Below are 14,459 nucleotides of genomic sequence, written 5' to 3' on the forward strand. Positions count from 1 at the left end.
CCAAGCGGCACACGACGAATTCCACGCGGATCGTCGTGTGCCGCTGGAGGTCACCTTCACCGAGCAGGCGACCGCCTCGCAGTCACCGTCACGGGCACGGCTCCGGCGGGCAGGGCTCCGGTGGGCAGGGCTCCGGCGGGCAGTTGTCCCCGCCCGTGGTGCCGCCGGTCGTGCCGCCGGTGGTCCCGCCCGTGGTCCCGCCGGTCGTGCCGCCCGTGGTGCCGCCCGTGGTGCCGCCGGTTGTGCCGCCGGTCGTGCCGCCGGTGGTCCCGGCGGTGGTGCCGCCGGTCGTGCCGCCCGTGGTCCCGCCGGTCGTGCCGCCGGTCGTGCCGCCCGTGGTGCCGGCGGTCGTGCCGCCGGTCGTGCCGCCCGTGGTGCCGCCGGTCGTGCCGCCCGTAGTACCGCCGGTGGTCCCGCCTGTCGTACCACCCGTGGTGCCGGCGGCACACGTCTCACGGGTGATCGTGTTGGTGTCCAGCGTCACCGACCCGTTCCGAGCCAGGGCCCGACCGTCGATGGTCGTCCCCGTGGTCACGGTGATCGACGTCAGGGCCAGGATGTTGCCCACGAAGGTGGAGTTGGTGCCGAGCGTGGCGGAGCTTCCGATCTGCCAGAAGACATTGCAGGGTGCGGCGCCATTGATCAGGTTCACCCGGCTGGCGGAGGCGGTCGTCAGGGTCGATCCGACTTGGAACACCCAGACGGCGTTCGGGTCTCCACCCGCGTCCAGGGTGAGCGTTCCGGTGAGCCCGATGGAGGAGGAGGCGTTGTAGACGCCCGGGACCAGCGTCAAGCCGCCGAGGTCTCCCGGCGAGGTGAGGCTGGCGTCCTTGGCCTGGCTGGCGGCGTTGTTGTAGGCCACGGTCAGGTCACTCTGGGCCTGCAGGGCGACCGCGTCCGCCGAGTGGATGGTTCCGTTCACCGTGCCGGGCAGAAATCCGCTGACGGCCGTCCCGGGACTCACCCCGAGGTCTCCGGTGATCACGGAAGGACCGGTGTTGCTGACCGACTGACCGCCCAGGACCGCGAAACTGCTCGCCGTGCCCAGGGAAATGGGTGAAGCGACAGCCTGTGCCCGTGCGGGCGTCAACGCCACGGCGGCACTGGTGATCAGTGCCACCGCCGCGATCCAGCCGGACAGCGTTCGCCAGAATGGCGAACTGGAGAATTTCAGTGTCATCTGATACCAATCTCTCGTTGAAACACGTGACAGGCCTTTGAGGCCCTACGCAATCGCGTCGAGAGGCTTCTGATCCGGAGGGTTCAGCGGGATCCCGCAGGTCCTGAGGCTCTGTCCGGCGATCGCCTAACAAGAGAGTTGACCCCAGGGGTCCGGCGCTTGACGTTAGGACACGATCCGCCAGGCGGACTTCAGTAGAACGGCAGATGTACAGCGAAATATCATAAAATCGCATTGGTTAGCTGAATATCCTCGGCTTGTCCTGCCGGAACGCGGGGCAGCCGGTTGCGCAGGTCGACGGTCGGCGTTGCGCCCGTTCCCCACTGGGGGGGAGCCACCCGGGGGTTCGCAGCGGGGCCAGGCCGCCCTTCACTGGCTGCGCGAGCACTTGACGAGCGACTGCTGAGGGCCCGGGCGCCGACGGCGGTAAAGGGCTGTGGGCCCAGCTCCCCGCTGCCTCAGTCACCGTCGCCGGAGCGCTTGCTCCCCGGGCCGCTGCCTCACTCGCTCCGACTGTCGGCGGCTCTGCCGGCCTGCTTGCGGCCCTTGCCGTGGTCTCCTTCGTTCCCGCACTGCTTGCCCTTCGCTCCGGGCCCGGCGGCGGGGCGTGCGCGTAGCGCGGCCATCGCGGGCAGAGCGCCTCACGTCGCCCTCGGTGCTCAGTGGCCGTGACTGCAGCCAAAACTGCCACCAGGGAACGACGAGGGCTCCGACCGGTTCACCGGTCGGAGCCCTCGTCGTTCCCTGGTGGGCGAGGCGGAGGATACGAGATTCGAACTCGTGATGGATTGCTCCCACACGTTTTCCAAAACTGCAACCACGCCGAGTGTCGACGGCCTGGTTGATCAGTGGGTCGGGGCGGCTTCTCGATCAAGGGTGCGCTTGATCACTCGGATCCCCTGGTCGACCATCTCGGCGATGGGCTCCCCGAGGCTGTCCGGCGTCACGTCGATGGTCCAGACGAAGTGACTGCGGTTCTCGGTGTCGCCGAGGACCTGCATGGACGCGTGGTGGTGCGTGGGCTCCATGGAGCCGCCGACCACCGCGTAGGCGATGCGCCGGGCGTCGTCGTCGAGGTCGACGATCAGCTCGTGCACCACGATCCCGCTCGCGAAGGTCACGATCCTGATGTCGCCCTCGACGCGGGTATCGGTGACAAAGCCCGGCGCGAGGCGTTTGTGGACCTCACCGAAGTCTCGGATGGCGGCCCAGACGTTCTCGGGGGAGTCGTCGATCAGGATGTCGCGGTGGATGGATGCCACGGGTTGGTCTCCTCTGTGTGGGGGCTCAGTTGCCGGTGGTGTCGGTGGTGAGGCAGAACGGGTGGCCCTCAGGGTCGGTGAGGACGATCCACTGACCGTCGCCCGGCTGGAACTCGGGCCGGGAAGCTCCGAAGTCGAGCAGTTCCCCGGTCGCGCCGTCCAGGTCGGTGACGGTGAAGTCGAGGTGCGTGTACTTGGCGCCGTCGGGCCAGCCCGGCGCCTGGTAGCCCTCGACACGGACGAAGGCGAGCTGGACCGGGGTGCCGTCGCCGTCGCCCAGCGACGCGAAGTCCTGGTCGCTGTAGGTGATCTCCCACCCGGTGGCCTTCTGGTAGAAGGCGGCCAGCGCGGCCGGGTCGGCGCAGTCGAGGACCACAGTGCTGAGCCGCTTGAGAACAGGCATGCCGATGACTCCAATGTCGGTACTGGCGAGACACGAAGGGAACGGCCCCTCGCACCCCGCCAGCGTGCTCCCGGCAGCAGGCCCCCGTCTTGAACATCCTTGCGCTGCTGTCAGACCCGCCGCGTAGCGTCCGCAGGGTGCTCACTGCCACTCCTCTCGCCACGCGCCCCGACTTCGGCATCAGCTCGGTGACCTGCCACGACGACCACACTCACTGGTCGGTACCGGAAGTCCGAGGCGACTACCGGGTGGTGCTCGTGCGCCGAGGCCGGTTCCGCAGGATGGCCGCCGGCGTGCCGGCCGACATCGACGCGACCCTGGCCTACGTGGGGGCCCCGGGTGAGGAGGAGAGCTTCGCTCACCCCGCCGGCGGCGACGTCTGCACGGCGATCAGCGTGACGCCGAAGCTGTGGCGCTCACTGGCCGGGGAGATCGCAGGGCAGGCCGCACACACGGTCTACGTCGACCCAAGCCTGGACCTGGCCCATCGCCGGCTGCTCGCCGCTTCCGAGTCGGGAGATGTCGACTACGCGCTCTCCGAGGAACTGCTGGCTCTCCTGTCGACCGCCATCGGCCGGATCTCGTCCGGCCGGACACCGATCGCCGAAGCCCGAGCCCGACACGACCAGGGCCTCGTGGCAGCCGCCCGCGAGGCGATCACCGAAGCAGACCCGGCCTCGGACACGCTGTTCTCCCTGGCCGAGTTGCTCGGTGTCTCTCCCTACCGGCTGAGCCGGGCCTTCCCGCGTGAGCTCGGCGTGTCGGTGACTCGCTACCGTCACCGCGTCCGTATCGGCAGGGCCCTCGACCGCATCGAGGCAGGCGAACGGAGCCTCAGCACCCTCGCCGCCGACCTCGGCTACGCCGACCAGGCTCATCTGACCCGGACCATGCGCCAATACCTGGGCCACACCCCGGCGGCGGTGCGACGGCTCCTGGCGTCCGCACGCTGACGGCACCCACCTCGGCGGGGCGGTTCAAGTCGGCAACCCCGGGACGCCAGTGCCGTAGGGCGGCCTGACGCGCCTTTCGCCGGCGTGCCACTCGGACAGCACATCGGGCGTCGGGCGGCAGGTTGGCGCTCTCAGGGTGTCTCCTGGGGCCTGGTGGCACGGTGGAAGCGGTCGGCGGTGTGGCGAAGGTGGGCGGCCAGTTCGGGAGAGTCCTGGACGTGGAAGTCGACGTCCACGGCGCCGAGGAGGAACGCGAGTGAGCGGGGACTGTCGGCGCCGGCGTGCAGGAGGCAGGTCCTGTCGTCGACGGGCTCGATAGTGCCGTAGGTGGCGGCTGTGCGTGCGGCATCCGAGTGGGCGGGGGCGTGCAGGCGGATGGTGGCCCGGCAGGGCCACAGTTGGGATATGCCGCGGGCGACGTGTGCGGCGGGGTCGCCGCCGGGTATTTCGCGTGGGGTGAAGCGCGGGCCGGTGGGGGTGAGGGGGTGGATGCGGTCGACACGGAAGGTGCGCCAGTCGGCGCGTTCGAGGTCCCAGGCGACGAGGTACCAGCGGGGGCCCCAGGTCACGAGTTCGTGCGGTTCGGTGAGTCGGGTGCTGGCGTCGCCGCCGTGGCCGAGGTAGTCGAACCGCAGCTGCCGGTGGTCGCGGCAGGCGGTCCCGATCGTCGTGAGAACCTCGGCGTCGACGGCGGGGGCCTCGCTGGGGGTGCGTACGGCGGAGGCCTGGAGGGCGCTGACCCGGTGCCGCAGCCGGGCCGGCAGGACCTGTTCTAGTTTGACCAGGGCGCGTAGGGCCGTCTCGCTGATGCCCGCGACGCCACTGCGGGTGGCGGTGCGCAGCGCCACCGCGATGGCCACCGCCTCCTCGTCGTCCAGGAGCATCGGCGGCAGCTGGGCCCCGGCGCCCAGACGGTAGCCGCCGTCGATGCCCTTGACCGCGTTGACCGGGTAGTCCAGGTCGCGCAGCTTGTCCACATCCCGGCGGACGGTCCGGGTGCTCACCCCGAGACGGGCGGCCAAGTCCTGGCCGGACCACTCACGACGGGACTGCAGGAGAGTCAGCAACCGGAGCAGGCGGGCGGAGGTTTCCTTCATGTCGTAGAGCCTGTCAGCTCTTTAGGACAGAAGGTGTCCGCTGGTGCCGATAGCTTTCTCGTCATGAGCGAAACGATCACTCCCTTCCGGATCGATATCCCCCAGCACGACCTCGACGACCTGCACGCCAGGCTGACCGCCGTCCGTTGGCCGTCCGAGCTGCCGGGCGTCGGCTGGAGCCGCGGTGTGCCGCTGGGCTACCTCAAGGAGCTGGTCGAGTACTGGCATTCGTCCTACGACTGGCGCACGTACGAGGCTGAGCTGAACGCGATCCCGCAGTTCACCACGGAGATCGACGGCCAGAACGTGCACTTCCTGCATGTGCGTTCGCCCGAGCCGGACGCGCTGCCGTTGGTCCTCACGCACGGCTGGCCGGGTTCGGTCCTGGAGTTCCTCGACGTCATCGGCCCGCTCACCGACCCGGCCGCGCACGGCGGCGACCCGGCGGACGCCTTCCACCTTGTGATCCCCTCGCTGCCAGGCTTCGGCTTCTCCGGGCCGACCCGCGAGACCGGTTGGAACACCGGCCGGGTCGCCGGCGCCTGGGCGGAGTTGATGAGCCGGCTCGGCTACCAGCGGTACGGCGCCCAGGGCGGCGATCTGGGCGCGTTCGTGGCCCCGGAGTTGGGCCGGGTCGCCACCGGGCGGGTCGTCGGAGTGCACGTGAACGCGGCCACCTTCGGGTTCATCCCGTTCGGGGAGGTGGCGGAGGAGGACAAGGCCACCTTCACCGAAGCGGAGTCGGCGAGGCTGGCACGGCTCAAGAACTACCTGGACGACGGCGGCGGCTACTTCCAGATCCAGGCCACCCGGCCGCAGACCGTGACGTACGCACTGCATGACTCGCCAGTCGGGCAGCTCGCCTGGATCGTCGAGAAGTTCAAGGAGTGGACCTTCCCCTCTGCCGAGCTGCCTGAGACCGCGGTCGACCGGGACAGGCTGCTCACCAACGTGATGCTGTACTGGCTCACCGGCACGGCCGGCTCGGCCGCGCAGATGTACTACGAGAACATGCACTCCGGCACCTGGCACTCCTCGCCCGCCACCACACCGACCGGGGTCGCCGTCTTCGCCGAGGACGTCGCGATCCGGCGCTACGCCGAGACGGGTAACAACATCACCCACTGGTCGGAGTTCGACCGGGGCGGACACTTCGCCGCGCTGGAGGCCCCCGACTTGCTCGTTGCTGACGTGCGGACCTTCTTCCGACAGCTCAGGACCGAGTGGACGTCATGACGCTGCTGCCGGCCAGAGCCCTCAACCGCGCCACGCTGGAACGGCAGTTGCTGTTGCGCCGCTGGGAACTGGATGTACCGCAGGCGCTCGAACGGCTGGTGGGGCTCCAGGCGCAGACCCCGCACACCTGGTATGTCGGACTTTGGACCCGCCTGGTGGACTACACACCCGAGCGGACCTCCGACCTGCTCCGGGAAGCCGGCGTGGTACGCATCGCGTTGATGCGCTCGACCATCCACCTGGTGACCGCCGCCGACTGCCTGTGGCTGCGCCCCCTGGTCGAGCCGGTCATCGAGCGCAGCACGCTGGGCTCCTTCGGCCGCCACCTGGCCGGCCTGGACCGCGTCGAGCTGGCCGCCGCCGGCCGCGATCTGCTCGGCGAAAAGCCGCTGACCTTCAGCGAGTTGGGCCGGGCGCTGGCCGAGCGGTGGTCGGACCGGGATCCGGCCGCGATGGCCCAGGGGGTCCGCTCGTCAGTGCCGCTGGTCCAGGTCCCGCCACGCGGGCTGTGGGGCCGCAGTGGGCGAGCCGCCCACACGCCCGTGGAAGGCTGGCTCGGGCGCCCGGTACACGAAGGGGCGAGCGTGCAGCAGCTGGTGCTGCGCTACCTCGCCGCGTTCGGGCCCGCGACGGTACGCGACGTCCAGCAGTGGTGCGGGCTGACCCGGCTCGCCGAGGTGATCGACGGACTCCGGCTGCAGCTCATGGTCTTCCGCGACGAGCAGGGCCGCGAACTCTACGACCTCCCCGACGCGCCCCGCCCGCACCCGGACACCCCGGCCCCCGTGCGCTTCCTCTACGACTTCGACAACCTGCTGCTCTCCCACGCCGACCGCACCCGCGTCCTGACCGTGAGCTTCGCGGACCAGGGCTTCGCCGGAACCATGGAGATGCCCCGCGCGGTACTCGTTGACGGCTTCGTCGCCGCGACCTGGAGGGTGGCCACGAAGCGCGACACGGCGACGCTGACGGTACGTCCGTTCCGAAACCTGACGACCACCGAACGGGAGGACATCGCTGACGAGGGCGCCCGGCTGCTCGCCTTCACGGCAGTCAAGGCGACGACCCGGGACATCGTGTTCGAGCCGCCCCAACCGGGGTGACGGACCTGAACTCCAGCCGCACTTCCCCATTCCCGCTGGTCATCGGCCTAGGCCCTCGTACCGAGCCGATATGTTCAGCCAGCGCCCGGGTGATGGCCGGTCGTTGCCGGGCATCTGTGCCTCGGATGCATAGCCATAGGCAGAGCGGAAGGGTGATCGCGAGCGCTTGTCGGTGTGAGTAGCAAGAGCACCGGTGAGGCAGTGACGGCCTCGCAGAGAGTTGAGATCAGGGCCCCCGGGCGCAGGTCAGGCGCCCCCGAGCGCAGTGGCGGAGTCGTCGGGGCCGGACCGGGCCTCGGGCCGCAGTCTGAGTGCGGCGGCCACGAACGAGGCGACCGCCGGGCGGTGGTCCTGTTCGTTCCAGGCGAGGACGAGGCGACTGGGCGGGGCGTCGGCCACCGGGATGCAGACCAGGCCGGGCGGGACGGGTTCGACCAGGGAACGGGGCAGGACGCCGATCATCCGTCTCGCCGTGATCATGTGGAGCAGTTGGAGGACGTCGGTGACCTCGGGGCCGGTACCCCCGCCTCCGGGCACGCCCTTCCAGCGCGGCAGCGTCTCACCCTCCAGGTCCGACATCCGCACCGAGGCGCGTCCGGCCAGGCGGTGTCCGGAGGGGACGATGACCACGCGGTCGTCGGTGTGCAGCGTCTCGTGGGCCAGGCCGTCGAGGTCGTCGAGCGGTACGAAGAGCAGGCCGACGTCGGCCCTGCCGTCGCGCAGGAAGTCGGAGCGGTCGGCGGGACCGCTGAACAGGATGTCGACGCGGTGGGCGTCGTGCTGGTGGGCGTACTCGGCCAGGATCGCGGAGAGCAGACCGGCGTCGCCGCCCGGCTTGAGGACCAGTCGCAGGTGGGCCCGGGTGTCGCCTGCGCGCCGGACGCGCCGGACGGCGGCGCTGACCGCGTTGAGCGCGTGCCGCCCGTGCTCCTGCAGCACCTCCCCGGCGGGAGTGAGTTCGACGCGCCGGCTGGAGCGGACGAGCAGCGGCACACCGAGCCGCGACTCGATCCGCTGGATCGCCTTCGACAGCGCCGGTTGGGCGATCGAGAGCCGGACGGCGGCCCGGCCGAAGTGCAGTTCGTCGGCGACGGCGAGGAAGTACTCCAGCTCCCGGGTCTCCAGTTCAACCATGCCTGTAGGTTATCGCTGAATAGCCAACAGGTCTTGGACGCCCGCAGCATCCGCGGCCAAGAATTGACCCATGATCACCCATACAATGATCGCCTCCTTCGATCAACCGCTGCCCGACGCCGAGCTCGACCGATACCTGGCAGACATCGAACGGGCCCTGTTCGAGACCGGTCTCGCGCAGTCGGTGGTGGCTCGGCGCCACATCGCTGCTCCCGGCGAGGACGCCATGGCGACGCGGACGCGCACGCGGGAGAACTCCGCAACCCTGCGCACCCGGACGACCCGGACGATCCGGACGTACTCGCCCTGGCCCTGCGTGCGCTCGGCGACAACGGAGTCATGTCCGCCATCGACCACCCGTACGAGGACCCGGCAACCGCCCCGGCCTTCCTGCGGGAGACGTCGCTGACCGTCGATCAGCGGGCGGCGATCAGCCACCGCACGGCCGAGCGCGTGTTCGGCATCGGCTAGACGGAACCCACAGGGGCGCTGCCGTTCGCCTACCTGCGCCTCCTGCCACCACCTGTTCGGAGAGGGAACGATTCACCATGCGCGTCGTAGTGCTCGGCGCCCGGACACCTGCCGCCGCATCCGCGCGGCAGCTCGCGGTCAAGGTGCCGGAAATCACCGTGCTGTTCTGGATCATCAAGATCCTCACCACCGGGATGGGCGAGACGTTCTCGGACTTCCTAGTCAGCTACACGAATCCGGGAGTCGCCCTGGGCAGCGGCGCCCTCGCGTTGACCATCGCACTGATCGCCCAGCTCCGCACCACCCGTTACCGGCTCTGGATCTACTGGTCGGCCGTGACCATGGTGGCCGTCTTCGGCACCATGATCGCCGATGTCCTCGTCTTCCTGGTCGGCCTCCCGTACCTGGGGACGACGGTGGGGCTCGCGGTCGTACTCGCCGTCGTCTTCGCCAGGTGGCACGCCCGGGAGGGCACCCTGGCGGTGCACAGCATCACCACCGCACGCAGGGAGCGCTTCTACTGGACGATGGTGATGACCACCTTCGTGTTCGGCACCGTCGCCGGCGATCTGACCGCCAACCTGCTGCACCTGGGGTACCTGGGTTCGATCGTGCTGTTCGCCATCGCCATCGCGGTTCCCGCCGCCGCGCGGCGGTGGGCGGGTCTGGGCACCGTCACCGCGTTCTGGTCCGCCTACATCATCACCCGGCCGCTGGGAGCGTCGATCACGGACTGGCTGTCCTCGTCCCGTCAGGACGGCCTGAGGCTGGGCACCGGATGGATCAGCCTCGTCACCACGATCGCCATCGTCGCGCTGCTCGGATGGCTGACGATGCGCGGTGGCGAGCCGTCCGCCGATCTCCGCTCCGATGCCGACCGCCCGACCGAGGCGCACGAGTCACCGGAGAACTCGCTCCTGGACAGGCGTACTTGATCGCTCCGGCGGGTGACATGGCGCAGCGTCAGCGCGGCCGCACAGACCCACCGTCGCCCCTGCGTGCCGTGCCGCGACAGACGCGGCGGCCGGGTGACCGCCGCCAAGAACGGAGTCGGATCATTGAGCACACCAGCATCCGCCCACGCGGGCGGCCGACCGTCCCGCGGTCCCTCGTCGTCGGCAGGACCAGCACTCGCTGTCGGCCTGGCGGTGATGGCGCTGGAAGGCTTCGACCTGGTCGCCTTCGGTGCGACCACGCCGCTGCTGCTCCACCACCGTCCCTGGCACCTCACCGTCGCCCTGGTCGGTCTGCTCGGCAGTCTCACCCCCATCGGGATGCTCGTCGGATCGCTGCTGGTCGGCCAGTTCACCGACCGGTTCGGCCGGCGGCGGACCAGCCTGGTCAGCATCGCCGTCGTCAGCGCCGGCATGTTCGCCTGTGCCGTGGCACCCGTCCCGTCCCTGTTCGGTGCGGGCCGGTTCGTCGTCGGGTTCGGCGTCGGCGCGATCTATCCGGCGATGGCCCCGCTCATCTTCGAACTCGCCCCTGAGAAACGGAAGAACCTGTACTCGGGGATCGTGCAGTGCGGTACGGCCGTCGGTGGTTCATTCGCGGCGCTCACCGCCAACACCTTGCTGCGCGGGCGCGGCTTCCAGCTGGAGTACCTGGTCGGCGGCCTGGCCGGCCTGCTCCTGCTGCCCGTGGCCTACGCCTGGTTGCCCGAGTCCACCGAGCACCACCGGGCGGTGAGCGCCTCGCCCCCGGCTGCCGGCAGCGGCGGCGTGCGTCTGGTGCTGAAATCGCCCTACCTCCGCAGCACACTGGTCTTCTGCGCCATGGCGGCCCTCTCGTTCCTGCTCATCTTCGGCATGAACACCTGGCTGCCGCAGCTGATGCAGGTGGCGGGCCGTCAGCTGCAGTCCTCGCAGACTTTCCTCGTGCTGCTCAACCTCGGCGCCACCGTTGGCGGGCTCGCCATGGCGCTGCTGGCCGACCGGGTCGGCTCGAAGGGACCGGTCACGGCCGCTTTCGTCCTCGGAGCCGCCGCGATCATCGCCATGAGCGCCAAGCTGCCGCTCGCGGTGCTCTACGGCATCGTGTTCCTCGGCGGCTGCGGGGCGGTCGGGGTCCAGGGACTGATCAACGTGTACATCTCCCGCAGCTACCCGGTGACCGCGAGGGCCAGCGCGGTGGGCGTCGTGCTCGGCGTCGGCCGCATCGGCGCGATCGCCGGGCCCACGCTCGGCGGCTGGATCCTCGCGGCCGACCTGGCACCTCGGTGGAACTTCGTCCTGTTCGCCGTGCCCGCCGTCCTCGGTGCCGCGCTCGCCCTGGCGGCCGGTGGACAGGGTGGACCCGGTGGACCGATGCCCAGGGACCGCGGCCGTCCCGCTCCCGCGCCGCAGGAACGGGACGGGGAGCCGATCAGCTCCTTGGGCATCAGGCCGTAGCCGGTGCCCAGCCCGAGCAGCGCGAGCGCGTCGGTGCGGTGCTGACCGCGCAAGCGCACCGCCCAGCCCCAAAGGCCCGCCAACTCGTCGGCGGCGTAAGGCTGGTGGGGGTTGGCGGCATCGAACCCGAGTGAGACCGAAACTGAGACCAACGAAGCGACGATGGCCCCGACCGCTGGGCGGTCGGGGCCATCGTTATGGCTGGTAGCCAGGGCGGCGGAATTCCTTCAGCGGCGGGTGAGGAGGGACCGGATGGCCTCAGTGACGTCGGCGGGGGCCTCCTCCGCCATGAAGTGGCCGCAGGAGACGGTGATGTGCTGCAGATCGGGTGCCCAGGCGCTCCACAGTGCGGTGGCGTCGAAGCCGAGGACCGCGCCCCAGTCCTGCTGGAGAACGGTCACCGGCATGCGCAGCAGGTTCCCGGCGGCTCGGTCGGCCTGGTCGTGTTCGACGTCGATGCCGGCGGAGGCGCGGTAGTCCGCGACGATGGAGGGGACGGCCGCGCGCGATGCCGCCAGGTAGGTGGTGCGGATCTCGGCCGGGATCGCCCGCGGGTCGCGCGTCCAGCTGTCGAGGAAGTGGTCGAAGAAGGCATCCGCGCTGCTCTGGATCATCTGCTCGGGCAGGCCGGCCGGCTGGGCCATCAGGTAGAGGTGGAAGCCGACGGCCGCGGCGGTGCCGTGCATGACGTCCCACATGTCCAGCGTCGGCAGTACATCGAGCGAGGCGAGGTGGGTGACCGCCTGGGGGTGGTCGAGGCCGGCGCGGAAGGCGACCAGAGCGCCGCGGTCGTGCCCGGCCAGAGCGAAACGCTCGTGGCCCAGGGCGCGGGCGAGCGCCACGATGTCGGCGGCCATGGTGCGCTTGGAGTACGTGGTGCCGTCGGTGTCGGCGGGCTTGTCGCTGGCGCCGTAGCCTCGCAGGTCGGGGCAGATGACGGTGTGGTCGGCCGCGAGATCGGCGGCCACGTGCCGCCACATCAGGTGGGTCTGCGGGAAGCCGTGCAGCAGCACGATCGGGCTGCCGGAGCACGCGACGGCGACGTTGAGCGCGACGTCGTCGGTGACCGGGACCCGGCGGTATTCGAAGCCGGGAATGGTCGGTGCCATGGTTCGCCCTTTCTGAAGGTGACGGACACCTCGAGCGTGCCGGGCGCGAATCAGCAGCCGATCAGCGCGTACCGTGGCGGCAGGGGGCGGTCGGGGAGGTGGGATGTGGAGCGGATCACCTTCGGTGTGCTCGGGCCGGTCAAGGCCGAGGGCGGTGGCGGTGCGCTCGCGCTGAAGGGGCCGCGGCACCGCGCAGTCCTGGCCCGCCTGATCGTGGCCCGCCGCCGCGTGGTCCCGGTCGGCCGCCTGGTCGAGGATCTGTGGACGGACCCGCCGCCCGGCGCGGTGGGCGCCGTACAGACCTTCGTCGGAGCGCTTCGGCGAGCCCTGGAACCGGACCGTCCGCCCCGCGCCCCCGCCCGCCTGCTGGTCACCGACGGTCCCGGGTACGTGCTGCGAGCCGAGCCGGACGCCGTGGACGCCTGGCGCTTCGAGGCGGCTCTCGGCGCTGCCACGAAGTTGTCGACCGAGGACGCGTTGTCGCGGTTGGAGGAGGCACTCGAGTTGTGGCGAGGGCCTGCCTACGCCGAGTTCGCGCAGGAGGAGTGGGCTCGTGGCGAGCGTTCCCGCCTTGCCGAGCTGCGGATGCAGGCGGTGGAACGGCGAGCCGGGGCACAGTTGGCGCTGGGCCTGGCTGCCGAGGCGGTCCCCGATCTGGACGCGCACCTTGTCGACCACCCCTGGCGCGAGGACGCCTGGCGGCTGCTGGCGCTGGCGCTGTACCGGATGGACCGTCAGGGAGACGCGCTGGGCGTACTGCGCCGGGCGCGGGCGACGCTGGTCGGCCGGCTGGGCGTGGACCCGGGCCCGCACCTGCGCCGCCTGGAGGCGGACATCCTTGCCCAGGCGCCCGGACTCGACCTTCCAGCCGATCCGGAGGCGACGGCCGCCCGGTTGTGGACAGAGGCGGCTACGACCTACGACCGTGCGGTCGCTGTCGGTGCCCGCGCCCGGCTGGAGACCACGATGAGCCTGCTCCGGAGCCTCGCGGTGACCGGGGGCGGTGGGCTGGAGGCTGCTCGGCAACACCGCATGGCGGCCATCACGGCGGCGGAGGAGTCCGGCGACCCGGAACTGACCGCCCGGGTGATCGGCGCGTTCGACGTCCCCGCGATCTGGACCCGCAGCGACGATCCCCAGCTGGCGCAGCAGATCGTCGCAGCCGCCGAGCGCACGCTCACCGCTCTGCCGAGTGGCGCTCACGACGCGGCGCGCGGCCGCCTGCTCGCCGCGATCGCGTTGGAAACGCGCGGCAGCGGGGACCGGCGCGGGCCGCAAGCAGCCCGGGAGGCGGAGGAGATCGCCCGTCGCCTCGACGATCCCGCGCTGCTGGCCTTCGCGCTCAACGGCACGTTCCTGCAGTCCTTCGCCCGGGCCGGCCTCGCTCCGCGCCGGGACGGGATCGGCGCGGAGCTGATCGCGCTGGCCTCCAGGCACGGCCTGCCGACCTTCGAGGTGCTCGGTCACCTCATCCGGCTTCAGGCACGTAGCGCACTCGCCGACTTCCGAGCGGCGGATGAACATGCCGCCGCTGCCGACCGCCTGGCCGAGCGTCACGAACTGCCGCTCGTCGGGAACTTCACCCAGTGGTACCGGGCGCTGCGGCTGGCCGCGTCCGGTCGGATTCCGCAGGCTGAGAGCGCCTACCGGGCCGCCGCCGCGCGGCTGGACGGCACCGGCATGCCCGGCCTGGAGCGCGGCCTGCTGCCGCTCGCGCTGCTGTCCCTGCGCCTCGCGAACAGGACGCTGTCCGGGCCGGCATCGACCGGGGTCGACCTGCAGGCCGACTGGGGGCCTTACCGCCTCTGGGCCGAGCCGTTCGCGCTGCTGCAGGCCGGGCGCCACACCGAGGCGAAGGCCGCGCTACGCGCACTGCCGGAGCCGCCCAGGGATCTGCTGTACGAGGCGTGCTGCTGCCTGGAGGCGACGGTTGCGCTGGAGGTCGGCGACCCTGTCGTGCTGACGCGCGTCCAGGCACGGCTGCTGCCCGCGGCCGGCGAACTCGCGGGCGCGGGCAGCGGCCTGCTCACGCTGGGGCCCGTCGAGCGCTACCTCACTGCCATCGCCGTGGCGTTGCACAGGTCGCCAGGGCCAGCCGACGTTGATCTGTAACCGCTGACG

General features: G+C 70.8%; 14 protein-coding genes. 8 read left to right on the top strand and 6 right to left on the bottom strand.

What is annotated here, in order from left to right; genetic code table 11:
* Positions 1-88 precede the first annotated feature (88 nt).
* Positions 89-1,096, bottom strand: a complete 1,008-nt coding sequence (locus tag AC0B61_RS04025; protein ID WP_471739370.1) for an ice-binding family protein — start codon at positions 1,094-1,096, stop codon at positions 89-91.
* Here AC0B61_RS04025 and AC0B61_RS04030 point away from each other — a divergent pair.
* On the top strand, positions 1,041-1,184 hold the full coding sequence (locus AC0B61_RS04030) for a hypothetical protein (protein ID WP_471739389.1): 144 nt from the start codon (positions 1,041-1,043) through the stop codon (positions 1,182-1,184). The genes AC0B61_RS04025 and AC0B61_RS04030 overlap by 56 nt on opposite strands.
* 841 nt (positions 1,185-2,025) lie before the next feature.
* On the opposite strand, the gene AC0B61_RS04035 is transcribed toward AC0B61_RS04030, so the two are convergent.
* Positions 2,026-2,442, bottom strand: coding sequence for an SRPBCC family protein (locus tag AC0B61_RS04035; protein ID WP_471739043.1), 417 nt, complete (start codon positions 2,440-2,442; stop codon positions 2,026-2,028).
* A 25-nt stretch (positions 2,443-2,467) separates the two neighbouring features.
* Positions 2,468-2,845, bottom strand: coding sequence for a VOC family protein (locus AC0B61_RS04040; RefSeq protein ID WP_471739044.1), 378 nt, complete (start codon positions 2,843-2,845; stop codon positions 2,468-2,470).
* A gap of 137 nt (positions 2,846-2,982) precedes the next feature.
* On the opposite strand from AC0B61_RS04040, the gene AC0B61_RS04045 reads away from it, so the two are divergent.
* Positions 2,983-3,798, top strand: a complete 816-nt coding sequence (locus tag AC0B61_RS04045; RefSeq protein ID WP_471739045.1) for a helix-turn-helix domain-containing protein — start codon at positions 2,983-2,985, stop codon at positions 3,796-3,798.
* Between the two features lie 131 nt (positions 3,799-3,929).
* Here AC0B61_RS04045 and AC0B61_RS04050 read toward each other — a convergent pair whose 3' ends face one another.
* Positions 3,930-4,895 (bottom strand): helix-turn-helix transcriptional regulator, encoded by a 966-nt coding sequence (locus AC0B61_RS04050; RefSeq protein WP_471739046.1) that lies wholly within the window; start codon positions 4,893-4,895, stop codon positions 3,930-3,932.
* A 63-nt stretch (positions 4,896-4,958) separates the two neighbouring features.
* Here AC0B61_RS04050 and AC0B61_RS04055 point away from each other — a divergent pair, with 63 nt between their 5' ends.
* Positions 4,959-6,131 (top strand): epoxide hydrolase family protein, encoded by a 1,173-nt coding sequence (locus AC0B61_RS04055; protein ID WP_471739047.1) that lies wholly within the window; start codon positions 4,959-4,961, stop codon positions 6,129-6,131.
* Complete coding sequence (locus AC0B61_RS04060) at positions 6,128-7,234, top strand: winged helix DNA-binding domain-containing protein (RefSeq protein WP_471739048.1); 1,107 nt, start codon at positions 6,128-6,130, stop codon at positions 7,232-7,234. Before AC0B61_RS04055 ends, AC0B61_RS04060 begins: the two co-directional genes overlap by 4 nt.
* Before the next feature lie 246 nt (positions 7,235-7,480).
* Here the strand turns inward: AC0B61_RS04060 and AC0B61_RS04065 are convergent, their stop codons facing one another.
* Positions 7,481-8,368 (bottom strand): LysR family transcriptional regulator, encoded by an 888-nt coding sequence (locus AC0B61_RS04065; RefSeq protein WP_471739049.1) that lies wholly within the window; start codon positions 8,366-8,368, stop codon positions 7,481-7,483.
* A 339-nt stretch (positions 8,369-8,707) separates the two neighbouring features.
* Between AC0B61_RS04065 and AC0B61_RS04070 the strand changes: the two genes are divergently transcribed.
* The 3 genes from AC0B61_RS04070 to AC0B61_RS04080 all read left to right on the top strand — a co-directional run bounded on the left by AC0B61_RS04070 (position 8,708) and on the right by AC0B61_RS04080 (position 11,229).
* On the top strand, positions 8,708-8,839 hold the full coding sequence (locus AC0B61_RS04070) for a hypothetical protein (RefSeq protein ID WP_471739050.1): 132 nt from the start codon (positions 8,708-8,710) through the stop codon (positions 8,837-8,839).
* 77 nt (positions 8,840-8,916) lie between these two features.
* Positions 8,917-9,774 carry a COG4705 family protein gene (locus AC0B61_RS04075; protein ID WP_471739051.1) on the top strand — a complete coding sequence of 286 codons (858 nt, stop codon included), beginning with the start codon at positions 8,917-8,919 and terminating at the stop codon, positions 9,772-9,774.
* 216 nt (positions 9,775-9,990) lie between these two features.
* Positions 9,991-11,229 carry an MFS transporter gene (locus AC0B61_RS04080; protein WP_471739052.1) on the top strand — a complete coding sequence of 413 codons (1,239 nt, stop codon included), beginning with the start codon at positions 9,991-9,993 and terminating at the stop codon, positions 11,227-11,229.
* Between the two features lie 227 nt (positions 11,230-11,456).
* Here the strand turns inward: AC0B61_RS04080 and AC0B61_RS04085 are convergent, their stop codons facing one another.
* Positions 11,457-12,338, bottom strand: a complete 882-nt coding sequence (locus tag AC0B61_RS04085) for an alpha/beta fold hydrolase (RefSeq protein WP_471739053.1) — start codon at positions 12,336-12,338, stop codon at positions 11,457-11,459.
* A gap of 105 nt (positions 12,339-12,443) precedes the next feature.
* Between AC0B61_RS04085 and AC0B61_RS04090 the strand changes: the two genes are divergently transcribed.
* Complete coding sequence (locus tag AC0B61_RS04090; protein ID WP_471739054.1) at positions 12,444-14,450, top strand: AfsR/SARP family transcriptional regulator; 2,007 nt, start codon at positions 12,444-12,446, stop codon at positions 14,448-14,450.
* The last annotated feature ends 9 nt before the right edge of the window (positions 14,451-14,459 follow it).

The organism is Kitasatospora sp. NPDC023385 (assembly GCF_055664045.1).